The sequence below is a fragment of the Halobellus sp. GM3 genome, from assembly GCF_052545375.1.
In genome coordinates, this window is sequence record NZ_JBQWLT010000006.1 from 242819 (window position 1) to 259017 (window position 16199).

The following is a 16199-nucleotide window of genomic DNA, read 5'->3' on the forward strand; positions in this document are numbered from 1 at the left end:
CGGGCTACGCGTCCGCGCCGGGCGCGACCAGTTCGTACGTGTCGACCAGTTCGTCGAAGGCCTTCTCGCCGCTCTCGACGGCGCGCAGCTCGGCGACGAGCGACTCGATCGGGACGCGGACCTGTCTGGCCGTGTCGCGCTCGCGGATCGTGACGCTGTCGGGGGCGTCGCCCTCCAGTCCGTCGCGGTCGACGGTGACGCAGAACGGGGTCCCGACCTCGTCCTGTCGCCGGTAGCGGCGGCCGATGCTCCCCGAGTCGTCGTGGACGACGCTGAACCCGGCCGCACGGAGGTCGTCGGCGAGCGCCTCCGCGCGCGCGGTGAGCTCCTCGACGTTCGAGACGAGCGGGAAGACGCCGACGTCGGTCGGCGCGACCGCCGGCGAGAGCGAGAGGAAGGTCCGCTTCTCGCCGTCGACCTCGTCCTCGCGGTACGCGTGCGCGAGGATCGTGTAGACGGTTCGTTCGACGCCGAACGACGGCTCGATCACGTGCGGCGTGATGTGCTCGCCGGAGAGCGTCTGCTCTTCGACCCGGAAGTTGGTCACGTCGACGTCGACCTCGTAGGTGTCGCCACCGGCCGTGACGCGTACCGTCTCGCCCTCGAACGCCGAGGGGTCGCGGTCGGCCAGCTCTTCGAGCGCCGACCGCACGTCGGCGGCGTCCCCGCCGAACTCGGGGCCGAGAACGCTCATATCCGGATCGACGACGGTCCGTTCGACGCGCTTTGGCTCTTCGAACTGCCGGAAGATCGTGAAGTCGTCGTCGCTGTGCTCGCCGTGCTTCGAGAGGTCGTAGTCGCCCCGGTGAGCGAAGCCGGCGATCTCGATCCAGTCGCCGTCGACCTCGCTCTCGGCGTCCCAGCAGTCGGCGGCGTAGTGCGCGCGCTCTCCCGCGAGGTGCTGCCGGAAGCGGAAGCGGTCCATATCGACGCCGACGCGCTCGTACCACTCCCGGGCGATGCCGAGGAAGTAGCCGATCCACGGGTCGCCGACGATGCCCGACTCGACGGCCTCACCGATCGTCGTCTCGACGTACGCGCCGTCGTCGGCCTGCTGTTCCGCGGCCGGGTACAGCGTCACCCCGACGTCGGCGACGGACTCGAGGTCGGGTTCGTCGCGCTCGGGGTCGATGAACTGCTCTAACTCGGCCTGCGTGAACTCCCGCGTGCGGACGATGCTCTTCCGCGGCGAGATCTCGTTGCGGTAGGCGCGGCCGATCTGCGTCGCCCCGAACGGGAGGCTGTTCCGCGCGTACTCCTTGATGCGGGGGAACTCGACGAAGATTCCCTGCGCCGTCTCCGGACGGAGGTACCCCGGCGTCGACGACCCCGGCCCGATGTTCGTCTCGAACATCAGGTTGAAGTCCTCGACTGGTTCGCCGGCGAGGTGCGCGCCGCAGTTCGGACACTGGAGGTCGTGGTCGGCGATCAGGTCTTCGACCTCCGCGATCGGGATCGACTCGGCGTCCTCGATGTCGGTGTGGTCCTCGATGAGGTGGTCAGCGCGGTGCGATTCGCCGCACCCGGGGCACTCGACGAGCATGTCGTCGAAGCCGTCGAGGTGGCCCGACGCCTCGAAGACGGGTTCGGGCATGATCGTCGGGGCCTCGATCTCGAAGTTCCCCTCCCGGACGGTGAACCGATCGCGCCAGGCGTCCTCGACGTTCGATTTCAGCGCCGCCCCTTGCGGGCCGAACGTGTAGAAGCCGGCCGCGCCGCCGTACGCGCCGCTCGCGCCGAAGAAGTAGCCGCGTCGCTTGGCCAGTTCCGCGAGCCGCTCGCCCTCGGTTCGCGCCTCACTCATTGCAGCGCCTCCAAGAGGTCGACGTCGCGGACGATGCCGACGAGCTCGTCGCCGGAGACCAGCGGGATCTGCTCGATCTCCTCGGTGATCATCGCCTGTGCGACTTCGATCGCCGGCTTGCGCTTGGAGACGGTGACGAGATCGTCGGACATGAACTTCGCCGCGGGCTCGGCGGGGATCTCGACGTTCCGCGTCGGAACGTAGCGTTTGCCGATGGCCTTGATCCCCTCCCACATCCAGTCGTCGTCCTGCCCGGCGACGGAGTCGCCGGTGTCGTCTTCGCCCTCAACGACGCGGGCGACCTCGATGATGTCGACCTCGGTGAGGATGCCGCTCATCGATCCCTCGTCGTCGAGACAGACCGTGTAGGGGACGTTCGCGTAGTAGATCTCCCGCTCGGCCACCGGCAGCGGCGTGCCGGCGTGGGTCGTGTTCACGTCCGGGGTCGCGATGTCGCCCGCGGTGGCGTCGAGGTCGACGTCGCCGTGGGCGATCGCGTGGACGATGTCGGTGACGGTGACGATGCCCTCGAGCGTCCCGTCGACGACCGGAACGCGACGCGTCCCCGACTGGATCATCAGGCGCGCCGCCTCCTCGACGGTCGCGTCGGCGGTGACCGTCGGAACGTCCCGCATCAGGACCGCCAGTTGGTCCTCGTCGGGGCGCTCGATCAGCTCTTCGCGGGAGACGAGCCCGCGGTACGTCTCTCCCTCGGCGGTCTGCTTGACGACCGGGACCGAGGAGAAGCCGCGTTCCTGGAGATACACCAACACGTCGTCGCGGGTCCCCGGAAGCTCGACAGTAACTACGTCCTCGCGGGGCGTCATCGCGTCGGCCACGTTCATACGGCGTCTTACTGCGCCACACCTCTTGTACTCTTTGAAGGTCCACGCGGCAGATACGATCGGGCCGCGCCGCGCCGGCTCACCCGGCGAGCACCGACTCGTCGAGGTCGTCGACGTCGTCGCAGCCGAGGAGACCCAACCCGAGATCGAGGTCCGCGAGGAAGTTCTCACACACCTCTCGAACGCCGTCTGCGCCGTCGAGCGCGAGCCCGTACACGTACGGCCGCCCGAGCAACACCGCGTCAGCGCCGAGCGCGAGCGCCTTCAGCGCGTCCGCGCCCCGCCGGATGCCGCTGTCGAACAGGACGTCGACCTCGTCGCCGACGGCGTCGACGACGGCCGGTAGCTGCTCTACGGCGGCCACCGCGCCGTCGACCTGCCGCCCGCCGTGATTGGAGACGACGACGCCGGCTGCGCCCGCCTCGACGGCCCGCTCGGCGTCCCCGGGATGGAGAACGCCCTTCGGGACGACCGGGAGGTCGCTGTACTCACAGAGCCACTCGAAGTCGTCCCACGTGAGCGTCGGGTCGCTGAAGACCTCCAGAAACTCCTCGACTGCGGCGCGTTTGTTGTCCGCCACGTCGCCGTCGACGCGGGACTGAAACGTCGGGTCCGCGAAGTAGTTCGCGACCCCGTCGCGGTCGAGAAACGGGAGATACGCGCGCTGCATATCCCGCTCGCGCCAGGCCAGCATCGGCGTGTCGAGGGTGACGACCAGCGCCTCATAGCCCGCCTCCGTCGCCCGGTCGACGAAGCTCTCGGCGAGTTCGTGATCCGAGCTCCAGTACAGCTGAAACCATCCCGGCGTCTCGCCGAGCTCGGCGTGGATGTCTTCGAGCGTCGTCGACGCCGCGGAACTGGCGACCATCCCCAGATCAAGTTCGCTCGCGGCGCGAGCGGTCGCGCGCTCTGCACCCTCGTGAATGATCGACTGCACTCCGACCGGAGCGAGCATCACCGGATGATTCAGCTCGGTCCCGCAGACCGTCGTCGAGAGGTCCCGCTCGCCCACGCCTCTGAGCATCCGCGGGAGCAGCCGGTACTCACCGAACGCCTCGCGGTTCCGATCGACGGTCGATTCGCTGCCCGCGCCGCCCGCGACGTAGTCGTACGCCGACGGTGAGAGCGCGTCGAGAGCGGCCGATTCCAAGACCTCGTACGACAGTGGAACGCCCGGCGTCTCGCCCGCCATTCCGTCGGTGAACACCTGTGTCATCCGTCGCGGCCCGGGCTGGTCCGGGAGGTCGTCAGCCATACGTGCCGTGTGTTGTCATACCAGTATAGCTCTTCCCCGAGTGGTGGTAGATTGCCACAGAGTACCAACCGACGCGTTTTGTTTGCTAGATACTCGCACAGACTGGCAACCGTTATCGATCATGCGTTTTGTGCGAACCGATTGTTGTGCATCATCGTGTCTTTTTCTGCGGAAGAATATGCATATTCGTGGGAACACTCACGGCAGTGATCCGACGGGTTTATGTATGGATGAGACACACTAACAAACATGACGCCGAATGCGACGGCTGTGTCCGACGCGTCGCGCGCCGAGGTGATGGCCTCGGTGGACTCCACCCCCGCTCAGTCGGAGTTCATTATCGCGGACATATCCCGCGATGATGCGTGGCTCTCGATGCGGGTATCGGAGGCGCCGTCGCTTCGAGACTGGGCCTGACGCCCACCAGTCCTTTTCACCGTATCAGACGCGACCGAGAGCCACCGCGCCCGTCAGCGGACGGGCGAGCGGGACGGGCCGTCCGCGGGACCCGCCGCGCCGACCAGTGGGATTTTTGTCCGTATCGCGCAAGAAACAGGGTATGCACTACCGCGAGGTCGACGCGAGCCGGGAGTTCCTGCTTCGGCTCGAAACGGGGGCCGACTGGCGCACGGAGATCGAGGAGTTCGCCGATCTCGAGGGGATCGACGCCGCGTGGTTTCAGGGAATGGGAGCCGTTCAGGACGCCGAGGTGTGGTTCTACGATCAGGACGACAAAGCGTACCAGTCGGTGACGTTCGACGAACCGCTGGAGGTCGCCGCCTGCGTGGGGAACGTCGCCGACCTCGACGGCGAGCGCTTCGCGCACACCCACGCCGTGCTCTCGCGGCCCAGCGGGCAGACGCTCGCGGGGCACCTCAACGCCGCGACCGTCTTCGCCGGCGAGGTGTACCTCCGAGTGTTCGAGGGGCCGCTCGAACGCGAGCGCCACGAGCCGACCGATCTGGACCTCTGGCTGTAATGCGCGACGACGACCAGCGGTACTTCGAGCGGATCGAATCCCGCCTCGACGAGGCGTTCGACCGCGCCGAGCGCGCGAAGGGGATGGGCTTCGACCCCGAACCGGAGGTGGAGATCCCGGTCGCGAAGGACATGGCCGACAGGGTGGAAAACATCCTCGAGATTCCCGGCGTCGCAGAGCGCGTCCGCGAACTCGAGGGACAGATGTCCCGCGAGGAGGCCGCGCTCGAACTGGTCACCGACTTCGTCGAGGGCACCGTCGGCGATTTCGAGGGCCGCGCCGGGAAGGTCGAGGGCGCGGTGCGGACGGCGGTCGCGCTCCTCACCGAGGGCGTCGTCGCCGCGCCGATCGAGGGCATCGACCGCGTCGAGATCCTCGAGAACGACGACGGCACGGAGTTCGTGAACGTCTACTACGCGGGGCCGATCCGCTCTGCGGGCGGGACCGCACAGGCGCTCTCGGTCCTCGTCGCCGACTACGCCCGCTCGCTGCTGGGCATCGAGGAGTACGGGGCCAGATCGGACGAGATCGAGCGCTACGCCGAGGAGGTCGCGCTGTACGACAGAGAGACCGGCCTGCAGTACTCGCCGAAGGACAAGGAGACGAGGTTCATCGCCGAGCACATGCCGATCATGCTCGACGGCGAGGCCACCGGCGACGAGGAGGTCTCTGGCTTTCGCGACCTCGAGCGCGTCGACACCAACTCGGCCCGCGGCGGGATGTGCCTCGTCCTCGCGGAGGGCATCGCGCTGAAAGCGCCGAAGATCCAGCGGTACACCCGCGGCCTCGACGAGGTCGACTGGCCGTGGCTGCAGGACCTCATCGACGGCACGATCGGCGAGAGCGAGGAGTCGGCCGAGGGCGGTGAGAGCGACGGGAGCGAAGAGGACAGCGCGGAAGACGCCGACCACGACGACGACGAGGGCGAACCCGAAGGAACGGACGAAGAGGGAGACGCTGTCTCGGCCGGACCGCCCCGCCTCGGTCCCTCGAAGAAGTACCTCCGCGACCTCATCGCCGGCCGGCCGGTCTTCGGCCACCCGAGCGCCGGGGGCGGGTTCCGCCTCCGCTACGGACGCTCTCGGAACCACGGCTTCGCGACCGCCGGGGTGCACCCGGCGACGATGCACCTCGTCGACGACTTCCTCGCGACCGGCACGCAGATCAAGACCGAACGCCCCGGGAAGGCAGCCGGCGTCATCCCGGTCGACACCATCGAGGGGCCGACGGTCCGGCTCGCGAACGGCGACGTGCGCCGGATCGACGACCCCGAGGAGGCCCTCGAGATCAGAAACGGCGTCGAGAAGATCCTCGACCTCGGCGAGTATCTCGTCAACTTCGGCGAGTTCGTCGAGAACAACCACCCGCTCGCGCCGGCATCGTACGTCTACGAGTGGTGGATCCAGGAGTTCGAGGCGGCCGGCGCGCCGGTGCAGGCGCTCGGAGACGACCCCGCGGTCGACCTCGAACACCCGACGCCCACGGAGGCGTACGAGTGGGCGACGGCGTACGACTGCCCGTTACACCCCGAGTACACGTACCTCTGGCACGACATCTCGGTCGAGCAGTTCGCGGACCTCGCCGACGCGGTCGAGTCCGGACGCGTCGTCGCCGCGGAGGCGGACGGCGGCGTCGCGGGGACAGACCGGCCCGACGGCGACGGCTCCCGCGCTCGATCGCCCGCGGGCGGCGGCGCGGGCGGAGGCCGAACCGACGTCCTCGAACTCCCGTGCGCGGACGCGACCGCGACGGCGCTCGAGCGTCTGCTCGTCGAGCACACCCAGCGCGAGGAGACGATCCGGGTTCCCGAGTGGCGGCTGCTGGTCCGCTCGCTCGGGTTCGAGGTCGGCGACGACCGCCGCTCGCTCGAACGAACGTGGGAGGTCGAGGACCTCTCGTCGGCCGCCCGCGAGTGGGACGGCGGCGAGAACGCCGTGGGTGCCGTCACCGAGGTTGCCCCCTTCGAGATCCGCGAGCGCGCCCCGACCCGCGTCGGCAACCGCATGGGCCGCCCGGAGAAGTCCGAGTCGCGCGACCTCTCGCCGGCGGTGCACACGCTCTTTCCGATCGGCGAGGCCGGCGGGAGCCAGCGCGACGTCGGCGAGGCCGCGCGTCTGAGAGACGAGCAGGGTCGACGCGGCGTCGTCGACGTCCGCGTCGGCGACCGCGCATGCCCGGAGTGCGAGGAGCACACCTACCGGACGACCTGCCCGAACTGCGGTGGCCACACCGAGCCGTACTACGAGTGCGAGGAGTGCGGGCGCGTGGTCGAACCCGACGAGGCCGGGCGCGTCCACTGCGACCGCTGCGACCGCGACGTCGAGAGCCCCGATTGGTTCTCGATCGACGTCGGCGAGGAGTACCGCCGCGCGCTCGAAGCGGTCGGCGAGCGCGAGGCGGCCTACGACATCCTGAAGGGCGTGAAGGGGCTCACCTCCGCCGACAAGACGCCGGAGCCGATGGGGAAGGGCATCCTGCGCGCGAAAAACGGCGTCACGTCGTTCAAAGACGGGACGGTCCGTTACGACATGACCGACCTGCCCGTCACGGCCGTCCGGCCCGCCGAACTCGACGTGACCGCCGCCGACTTCCGCGAACTCGGCTACGAGACCGACATCGACGGCGACCCCCTGGAGTTCGACGATCAGCTGGTCGAGCTGAAGGTCCAAGACATCGTCCTCTCCGACGGGGCCGCAGCGCACATGCTCAAGACGGCGGACTTCGTCGACGACCTCCTCGAACAGTTCTACGGCCTGCCGCCGTTCTACGAGGTCGAAGAGCGGCAGGACCTCGTCGGCGAACTCGTCTTCGGGATGGCCCCGCACACGTCCGCCGCCGTCGTCGGCCGCGTCGTCGGCTTTACTTCTGCTGCTGTCGGCTACGCGCACCCGTACTTCCACGCGGCGAAACGTCGGAACTGCTTCCACCCAGAGACGAAGGTCTGGTACCGCGACGAGGCCGACGAGTGGCATCACGAACCGATTCGCGACCTAGTGGAGCCGCGCCTCGGGGATCCGGAGGAAGACGACTTCGGGACACTGGTACAGGCACTCGACGGCGACCTGTTCGTGCCGTCGGTGACCGACGACGGGGAAGAGGTTCTGCGCCGAGTCGAAGCGGTGTCGAAACACGTTGCACCGGACCACTTGATTCGGGTCGAAACCGAGGGCGGCCGAGCGATCACCGTAACTCCCGACCACCGCCTCTGTCGGTGGAACGGCGGCGTCGAGAAGGTCCGAGCGACCGAGTTGACGCCGGACGATCGTCTTTCGATCCCGGTGAATCCGCCTCTCGACGTGGAGATACCGGTGCCGCAGACACGGGAGTCGATGTCGAACCGAATCCACGCGGACGGTGGCGCAGCCACTGACGCGGTTGCGAACGTTGAGTACGTCGAAAGCGACGTCGATCACACGTACTGTCTGACCGTCGAGGACACACACACGCTGGTCGCGAACGACCTGTTCGTCGGCCAGTGTGACGGCGACGAAGACTGCGTGATGCTGCTGATGGACGGTCTCCTGAACTTCTCGAAGCAGTACCTCCCCGACAAGCGCGGCGGCCAGATGGACGCGCCCTTGGTGATGTCCTCGCGCATCGACCCCAGCGAGATCGACGACGAGGCGCACAACATGGACATCGTCCGGCAGTATCCGAAGGCGTTCTACGAGGCCACGCTCGACCTCACGGATCCCGACGACGTCGAGGACCTCATCCAATTGGGCGAGGACACCCTCGGCACCGACGAGGAGTACCGCGGCTTCGACCACACGCACGACACCTCCGACATCGCGCTCGGCCCCGACCTCTCGGCGTACAAGACGCTCGATTCGATGATGGACAAGATGGACGCCCAGCTGGCGCTCTCGCGGAAGCTCCGGGCGGTCGACGAGACCGACGTCGCAGAGCGAGTCATCGAGTACCACTTCCTGCCCGACCTCATCGGGAACCTGCGGGCGTTCGCCAGACAGGAGACGCGGTGTCTCGACTGCGGGGAGAAATACCGACGGATGCCGCTGACCGGCGACTGCCGGGAGTGCGGCGGCCGCGTGAACCTCACCGTCCACCGCGGCTCGGTGAACAAGTACATGGACACGGCGATCCACGTCGCCGAGGAGTTCGGCTGCCGGGAGTACACGAAACAGCGGCTCGAAGTGCTGGAGAAGAGCCTCGAGTCCGTGTTCGAAAACGACAAGAACAAACAGTCGGGCTTTGCTGATTTTATGTGAGCGCACCTTTTTTGTCGGGGGTCCTCGGCCGCGCGGAGCGCGGCCTCGAACCCCCGCAAAAAATCTGCACCAAAAAATGCCGCGAAGCGAGCGCCGCTCGCTTCGCGGTACGACGGCTGGAACCGCTACTCGGTACCGCCTCCGCGCCGCCCCCACCTCCGCGACGCACCCGCCTCCGCGACGCACCCGCACCGCCCCCCGCCTCCGCGACGCACCCGCACCGCCCCCCGCCTCCGCGCTGTTTCCGAACTGCTCTTTCTCCCTCGTCCAGCCGCCTTCCCCCCGATTTTTTGCGTCCGATCACGTCTCGCTTCCTATGGACATTCTCGTCTTCGGCGCGGGGAGCCTCGGCACGCTCGTCGGCGGTCTCCTCGCCCGCGCTCACGAGGTGACACTCGTCGGCCGCGACCCGCACGTCTCGACCGTCAGCGAAGAGGGCGTCCGGATCTCCGGGGCCGTCGAGGCACACACCCGTCCGGCGGCGACGACCGAGAGCGACGGACACGACGCCGATATCGCGCTCGTAACCGTGAAGGCGTTCGACACAGAGACGGCCGCCGGGGCGCTCGCGACGGGGTCGTTCGAGGCGGTCTGTTCGCTTCAGAACGGCCTCACCGAGGAGACGCTCGCACGAGGGATCGACGCGCCGGTCCTCGCCGGGACCGCGACCTACGGGGCCCGCCTCACCGAACCCGGACGCGTCGAGTGCACGGGCGTCGGCCGCGTCGTCGTCGGCGACCGAAACGGGGGCACGAACCCGTGGGCCGAACGCCTCGGGAAAGCGCTCCGCGACGCCGGAGTCCAGACGCTCGTCGCGGCGGACATGCCCCGCCGCCGCTGGGAGAAGCTCGCTGTCAACGCCGGGGTCAACGCCGTCACCGCGCTCGCGCGGGTCGAGAACGGTGCGCTCGAAAACGGGGCCGGATCCACCGTCGCTCACCGCGCGGCCCGCGAGACGGCTCGCGTCGCCCGCGCGGAGGGCGTTCAACTTCCGAACAGACGCGCCGCGGCGGCTCTCGACCGCGTCGTCGACGCCACGGCGGCGAACCGCTCGTCGATGCTACAAGACGTCGACGCCGGCCGAAGAACCGAGGTCGACGCCATCAACGCCGAAGTGGTCCGACGCGCGGAACGACACCGACTGGTCGGAGACGTGCCGACGAACCGAACGCTGACGGACCTTCTCCGGGCGTGGGAAGCGGGACGCGAGGGCGTCGAATGATCGGACGCGCTTTCATATACGAAGACGGGGTCAGAGGGGTGTGTGACGTAGGCGTCGCCCCGCGTCGGGCAGCGATTGTTCGGCACGTCGACGTGGGTGTGGAACGGGGTCGAACCGCCGTCCCCCAATTCCCGAACGCGCTGTGCCGACTGTTCGCCATAATCCGTCCGCTCGGAGCCGCCGCGGAACGGCGTTCGCGGACGTCCTCCCGAACGCGGTCCGGGCCGAACGTGCATCGGGCCGAACGTGCATCGGTCCGAACGCGCCCGGATTTCGGGGATCGACCCACCTACTCCAAGTATCCGAGGTCCCGGAGCCGCTCTTGGGCCTCCTCGTCCATCTCCTCGACCGTCTCGTCGGACACCTCGTCGTCGAGCGCGTCGGTCCACGCGCCGCCGACGGCCGTCTCGAAATCTGCGAGGACCTCCTCGGTCGCCGCGATCGCGGGGTCGTCCGCGCCCGCGACGTTTTCGGTCTCCTCGGGATCCCCGTCCAGCCGGTAGGCCTCGTCGGCGATGCGGTCGATCCGGACGTACTTCGCGTCGGTCCGGCGCGCGGCGCGCATCCGCGAGTAAAAGCGCGAGTCGCTCGGGAGCGTGATGCCGGCGTTCGACGCCTTCTCCTCGAGCTGATTCAGCTCCACGATGGGCCGGGAGTACTCGACGAAGGCGTACTCCCCGTCGCCGCGCTGTCCGGGGTCGCGCGCGTCGGCGTCGACACCGTCGAACCGGCGGTACGAGTCCGAGACGAGCGAGCGCGTCCGATCGAGCGCGACCGCGTTCTCGCCCGCTGCGGCCGGAGCGCCGCCTTCCACGTCGAGGGCGTCGAGGACCGTGTGATACAGATCCAAGAGTTCGACCTGATCCGAGCGGCGGTCGCCCTCGAGTTCGGGGTGTTTCACCATCAGTGGGACGTTCACGAGCGGGTCGTAGAGGCAGAACTCGTGACCGTAGAGGTCGTGTTCGCCGTGGAGTTCGCCGTGGTCGGCGCAGACGACGACCATCGTATCGTCCCACGTTCCCTCCGCTTTCAGCCACTCGAAGAGCCGGCCGAGCTGATCGTCGATGTGCGCGATCTCCGCGTCGTAGAGCTTTCGGATGTCGTCCCACTCGTCGTCGCCGATGTCGCGCGCGCCGGAGTTGTACTCCTTCGAGTTCTGACACACCGCCGAGGAGTCGACGCCGGGGGCGAACTCCGCGGCGAACTCCTCGGGCGGATGATACGGGAGGTGCGCGTCCATCAGATTGATAAACGCGAACGACCGGTCGGCGCCGTCGAGGAACTCCTTCGTCCGGTCGATCACGGCCGGGGTCTTCGAGTCCGCGCCCTCGCCGCCGGCGAAGTACTCGTGGGCGGTGTTGCCGAGGCTGACGAGTTTGTCAGCGACCGCTCGGAGCGACTCGTTGTCGTTCATCACCTTCCACGCGCGGGCCAGCGGCCCCGAGAGGAACTCGCCGGGCATCACCTCGAAGAAGTTGTCCTGATCGTCGAAGCCGTCAGTGAGGTGGGTGTACGGCGTGATCCACGCGTTCGAGGAGTAGCAGGCGGTGTCGTACCCAGCCGCCGAGAGCGTCTCCGCGAGCGTGGTCGCGCCCTCCAGATACGGGTTCTCCTGATCCGCGCCGTGCTGTGAGGGGTACATCCCCGTGAAGAGCGACGCGTGAACGGGCAGCGTCCACGGTGCGGGCGCGACCGCCTGCTCGAAGACGGTCGCCTCCTCGGCGAAGGCGGCGAGGTTCGGCGTCGTCGGGCGGTCGTACCCGTACGGCGTGAGGCGGTCCTTTCGGACCGTGTCCATCACCACGAAGAGAACGTTCTCGGGTGATTCGGTAGTCATACTCACCCCTCGCGCCGACGGCGTCAAAGAGCCTCCGATCCAGTGACGCGGGCCAAGGAGCGGTCCGGCGAAGCGAGCGGCCGCCCTAGAACGGGGCCTGCGGCCCCTCGTCGCTGTCTGCGGTCTCGTCGCTGCTCTCGCCGGGGAACGACGGCGCCATTCCGCCGTCGTGGCCGCCGCCCATTCCGGTCTCGGCGTGGACCATCTCGATCTCGGGGATCTCCTTGACCATCCGGCTCTTGATCGCTTGGATCGTCATCGGGGAGATGCCGCAGCCCGAACACGCCCCGCCGAGCATCACGGTGACCTCGCCGGTCTCGCGGTCCAGATGCTGGATCGCGGCCGAACCGCCGTGCATCTGAATCTGCGGGAAGTTCCGGCGCAGGAAGTTCGTCACGCGCTCTTTCAGGTCGTCGTCGCCGTTCGCGGTGTCCGTGCTCATGGATCCGAGTTGGTCGTCGACGGGCTTAGACCTTTGGTTCAATGCCGACGACGTCCCCCCGACGCGGACGGCGATCACGACGGGCCGTCGAGGCCGAACACCCGACGGTGTTGGCGACGGAGTTCCTCGACATACACGTCGAGGACGGCGGACAGTTTCTCCTCGTCGACGAGGACCGCGGTCAGCCGCTCGTCGGGGTTTTCGGGCAACTCGATCCGGAAGTCGCCGTCCTCGTAGAAGGGCTCGGACTCGTTGAGGATCTGCTGGTCGATGGCGTGGACGAGCTCGGAGTCGTACTCGTCGTTCATCCGCTCGAAGGCGTTCTTGTACGCGCGCTGAAGCTCCGGGAAGTAGTGTACGTACTTGTCCTCGAACTTTTCGGGGTCGAACTCGGTCATACCCGTGATTGATCGGGGACGGTACAAACCGGTTTTGTCCGCGTCGCGGGTGCGGTGTCACTGGCCGCGAGGAGACGGCCCGCGGCTTCAGCCGTTGGAGGAAGCCGGCTCCGCGTTTGTCGTCGCGAACACGGCGACCGCGACGCCGAGGACGAACAACGTCGAGCCAGCCATAAGACACGCACCGTTCGTACGACTCAAAGAGCCCCCCATTCGTCATAATAGTATTCAAGAATACGTTATTTCTAGGAATAAATAAGATTTAAATATATACTAGAAAGAATTCTAATTTCTTTAGTAGTGCTCAAAGGCAGGTATATCAAGTTGAGACGCATATCTGTGATTGATATGAATTGTGAGTCATTTATATCTAATTTTTTATAGATAACTATATATTTGTTATTTAAGGATGCTGCCTTTGGCTCGAATGAGAGACCACCGCGGGCGTCCACCGACTCGCAGTCCTCCCGACCCGGGCGGTCATGCGTGGGCGACGCGCGAACGCGACGGTCGTCCGATACGTCGTCGAAATAACCGTTTGATATTTATTCACACATAGTATCTCGTCTGGTATGACCGACACAGGGGAGGCGTCGCGGCGGGTGACCACGGTGGACACGGCGCTTGACATCCTCGAGTACATCCGGGAGGTGGACGGCGCCAGCGTCGCGGAGGTCAGCGAGGAGATCGGACTCGCCCGTAGCACCGTACACGATCACCTGACGACGCTCCGCGAACGAGACTTGGTCGTCAACGAGGGCGGAACGTACCACGTCGGACTCAAGTTCCTCGACATCGGCCAGTACGCCAAGAGCCGGTACGAACTGGGCGAGATCTCTCAGCCGATTCTGGACCAACTCGCCGAGAACACGAGCGAACTCGTCTGGTTCGGCGTCGAAGACCACGGACAGGTCGTGAAAGTCTCCGAAGCGATCGGCGATCTAGCCGTCTCCATCGACGACTGGATCGGCGAGCGCCGACCGATGCACGCCTACTCCGTCGGCAAGGCGATCTTGGCTCACCTGCCCGAGGCTCGCGTCCACGAGATCGTGGACAGACACGGTCTCCCGAAATTCACCGACAATACAATCACCGATCGAGACGCGCTGTTCGAGGCGCTCGAGCAGATCCGCGAAACCGGCGTCGCGTTCAACGACCAAGAGTACGTCGAGGGGGTTCGTGCGATCGGTGTCCCGATCACACACGAAGGGACCGTGCTCGGTGGACTCAGCCTGTCGGGGCCCGCGAACCGGCTTTCGGGGGCGTATTTCGAGGAGGAACTGCCCGAACTCCTGAAGACCGCGCGAAACGAGATCGAACTCAAGTGGTCTGTCCACGTCGACTGATCGACCCCAAATGATCCGTCCACGTGGAATGAGGAGCGCGTGCGAACGCGTCAGGAATATCCATATCGAGCGATCGGGAGCGCTCAACCTGATCTCGGTGAGCGGCCCTCGCCGGGAATCCGAGTCTCCTCTCGGATCGCCCTATCATTTATCCCGTTGCAGTCCACGTCCCTTATATGACCATCCTGGCAGCGGTCGACGGTCGGCCACACTCCACACGGGTCGTCAACACCGGATACGATCTGGCACGACAGTACGACACGAAACTGCGGGTCTTTCACGTGATGGAAAGAGAAAAAGCCGACCGGCGGATCGAGGAGGAACGGGAGTACTACCTCGACGACGCCGTCACCGACGCGCGAACGACCGCAGAGAACGCTGTCGGAGGCGTCGTCGACGAGGCTGTCGACGTCGAGGTCAGCGGCCACGTCGGCAAGCCGGCGGAGATCATCCACGACGAGGTCGAGACCCACGACCCGAACTACCTCGTGATCGGCGGGCGAGAGCGCACGCCGGTGGGGAAAGCGATACTCGGCAGCGTGCTACAGTCGGTCCTCCGCTCCGCCAGCGTTCCCGTCGTCACCGTTATGGACCGCGAGTAGTCGGCAGCGGACCAACAATCGGGAAGGCGCTCGGACGCACCGTCCCCGCCCTCACCGGTCCGACGTGCGACGTCGGCTTGTCGCCGAGGTCGGCGTCGAAGCGCATAGTCGCCACGAGTGATGTCCGCGTTGCCACCCGGCGACCGATTGCCACGCTAAGCGTCGCCTCGACGTTCTCGGCATCGGGCGCGACCATCGGGTGCGAGCGTGTCAGTGACGTCCCTGAGTGCTGGTTTTAATGAGAGTATCTCGGTGTACCGTCGAAATGAGATGGGACGGCGGCTCGAACTTCGGACCACTCCCCAGCAATCGAGACTGTGACGCGCACCGGGCCCCACAGAACGGTCCCGATTACGGAGAGAGGAGAGGGTCTACGGTCGAGACGGAACGGCGATCACACGTCTGGAAAACCGACATCGGCTCGACTGGGCCGAGGCGTTACTGCGCTTCCTGTTCGTTCTCTTGGTCCAGTCCCTTGTAGGACTCCTCGCGCAGGGGATCCCAGAGTTCGTCGACTAGCTCTCTGAATCGTTCGGAGCCGATCACGTCCATCGTCCGCGGACGGGGGATGTCGATGTCCACGAGCGTCTTGATCTCCCCCGGACGGGCCGTCATCACCGCGACCTTGTCCGAGAGGTGGACCGCTTCGTTGAGCGAGTGGGTGATGAACAGCGTCGTCTGGTTCGTCTCCTGGCAGATCGAGAGGAGTTCGTCGCCGAGGATCCGTCGGGTCTGTTCGTCGAGCGCGCCGAACGGCTCGTCCATTAGCATGATGTTGGGATTGAGCGCGAGCGCGCGCGCGATCGCCACCCGTTGGCGCATCCCGCCCGACAGCTCCGGGGGATGGGCGTCCTCGAAGCCGCTCAGCCCGACGAGATCGATCATCTCGCTGGCTCGCTCCCGTCGGGAGGCCTTGTCGACACCGCGCATCTCCAGCCCGAACTCCACGTTCTGCATAGTCGTTCGCCACGGCAGCGCTGAGTCGTCTTGGAACACGACCGCCACCTCGTCAGAGGGCTCTGTGATGGCGGTGCCCCCCAATCGGATCTCGCCGTCCGTGGGCTCGGTCAAGCCGGCGACCATCTCAAGCAGCGTTGACTTCCCACATCCGGTCGGTCCGACCACGGAGACGAACTCCCCGTCGTCGATCTCGATGTCGAGGTTTCGTACTGCTTCGACACTGTACTGCGTGTTCGGATTGTACACCTTCGAGACGTTGTCGATTGTAACGAGTGACATT

Annotated in this window: 13 protein-coding genes; 6 read left to right on the plus strand and 7 right to left on the minus strand. The window is 66.5% G+C overall.

From position 1 onward, the window contains the following. Positions 1 to 4 precede the first annotated feature (4 nt). From glyS to ACT3HL_RS11685, 3 genes are all read right to left on the minus strand, one after another. The gene (gene glyS, locus ACT3HL_RS11675; protein WP_445087006.1) at positions 5 to 1804 is read right to left on the minus strand and encodes a glycine--tRNA ligase; all 1800 of its coding nucleotides are present in this window, start codon (positions 1802 to 1804) and stop codon (positions 5 to 7) included. Next, the gene (locus ACT3HL_RS11680; RefSeq protein WP_445087007.1) at positions 1801 to 2649 is read right to left on the minus strand and encodes a CBS domain-containing protein; all 849 of its coding nucleotides are present in this window, start codon (positions 2647 to 2649) and stop codon (positions 1801 to 1803) included. The genes glyS and ACT3HL_RS11680 overlap by 4 nt, the downstream gene beginning before the upstream one ends. Before the next feature lie 79 nt (positions 2650 to 2728). Beyond that, the gene (locus tag ACT3HL_RS11685) at positions 2729 to 3904 is read right to left on the minus strand and encodes an alpha-hydroxy-acid oxidizing protein (RefSeq protein WP_445087008.1); all 1176 of its coding nucleotides are present in this window, start codon (positions 3902 to 3904) and stop codon (positions 2729 to 2731) included. 249 nt (positions 3905 to 4153) lie between these two features. On the opposite strand from ACT3HL_RS11685, the gene ACT3HL_RS11690 reads away from it, so the two are divergent. From ACT3HL_RS11690 to ACT3HL_RS11705, 4 genes are all read left to right on the plus strand, one after another. Next, positions 4154 to 4321 (plus strand): DUF7556 family protein, encoded by a 168-nt coding sequence (locus ACT3HL_RS11690; protein WP_445087009.1) that lies wholly within the window; start codon positions 4154 to 4156, stop codon positions 4319 to 4321. A gap of 142 nt (positions 4322 to 4463) precedes the next feature. Beyond that, positions 4464 to 4883 carry a PCC domain-containing protein gene (locus ACT3HL_RS11695; protein ID WP_445087010.1) on the plus strand — a complete coding sequence of 140 codons (420 nt, stop codon included), beginning with the start codon at positions 4464 to 4466 and terminating at the stop codon, positions 4881 to 4883. Beyond that, positions 4883 to 9112, plus strand: a complete 4230-nt coding sequence (locus ACT3HL_RS11700) for a DNA-directed DNA polymerase II large subunit (protein ID WP_445087011.1) — start codon at positions 4883 to 4885, stop codon at positions 9110 to 9112. Before ACT3HL_RS11695 ends, ACT3HL_RS11700 begins: the two co-directional genes overlap by 1 nt. A gap of 316 nt (positions 9113 to 9428) precedes the next feature. Then, on the plus strand, positions 9429 to 10334 hold the full coding sequence (locus ACT3HL_RS11705; RefSeq protein ID WP_445087012.1) for a 2-dehydropantoate 2-reductase: 906 nt from the start codon (positions 9429 to 9431) through the stop codon (positions 10332 to 10334). A gap of 289 nt (positions 10335 to 10623) precedes the next feature. Here the strand turns inward: ACT3HL_RS11705 and ACT3HL_RS11710 are convergent, their stop codons facing one another. From ACT3HL_RS11710 to ACT3HL_RS11720, 3 genes are all read right to left on the minus strand, one after another. After that, positions 10624 to 12171, minus strand: coding sequence for a sulfatase-like hydrolase/transferase (locus ACT3HL_RS11710; protein ID WP_445087013.1), 1548 nt, complete (start codon positions 12169 to 12171; stop codon positions 10624 to 10626). Positions 12172 to 12256: 85 nt separating this feature from the next. Further along, positions 12257 to 12613, minus strand: coding sequence for a NifU family protein (locus tag ACT3HL_RS11715; protein ID WP_445087014.1), 357 nt, complete (start codon positions 12611 to 12613; stop codon positions 12257 to 12259). A gap of 74 nt (positions 12614 to 12687) precedes the next feature. Then, positions 12688 to 13011 (minus strand): DUF5783 family protein, encoded by a 324-nt coding sequence (locus tag ACT3HL_RS11720; protein WP_445087015.1) that lies wholly within the window; start codon positions 13009 to 13011, stop codon positions 12688 to 12690. 572 nt (positions 13012 to 13583) lie between these two features. On the opposite strand from ACT3HL_RS11720, the gene ACT3HL_RS11725 reads away from it, so the two are divergent. Both ACT3HL_RS11725 and ACT3HL_RS11730 read left to right on the plus strand, forming a co-directional pair. After that, positions 13584 to 14357, plus strand: a complete 774-nt coding sequence (locus tag ACT3HL_RS11725; protein ID WP_445087016.1) for an IclR family transcriptional regulator domain-containing protein — start codon at positions 13584 to 13586, stop codon at positions 14355 to 14357. Between the two features lie 176 nt (positions 14358 to 14533). Next, positions 14534 to 14959, plus strand: coding sequence for a universal stress protein (locus ACT3HL_RS11730; protein WP_445087017.1), 426 nt, complete (start codon positions 14534 to 14536; stop codon positions 14957 to 14959). 438 nt (positions 14960 to 15397) lie between these two features. Here the strand turns inward: ACT3HL_RS11730 and ACT3HL_RS11735 are convergent, their stop codons facing one another. Beyond that, on the minus strand, positions 15398 to 16198 hold the full coding sequence (locus ACT3HL_RS11735) for an ATP-binding cassette domain-containing protein (RefSeq protein ID WP_445087018.1): 801 nt from the start codon (positions 16196 to 16198) through the stop codon (positions 15398 to 15400). Position 16199 lies beyond the last annotated feature (1 nt).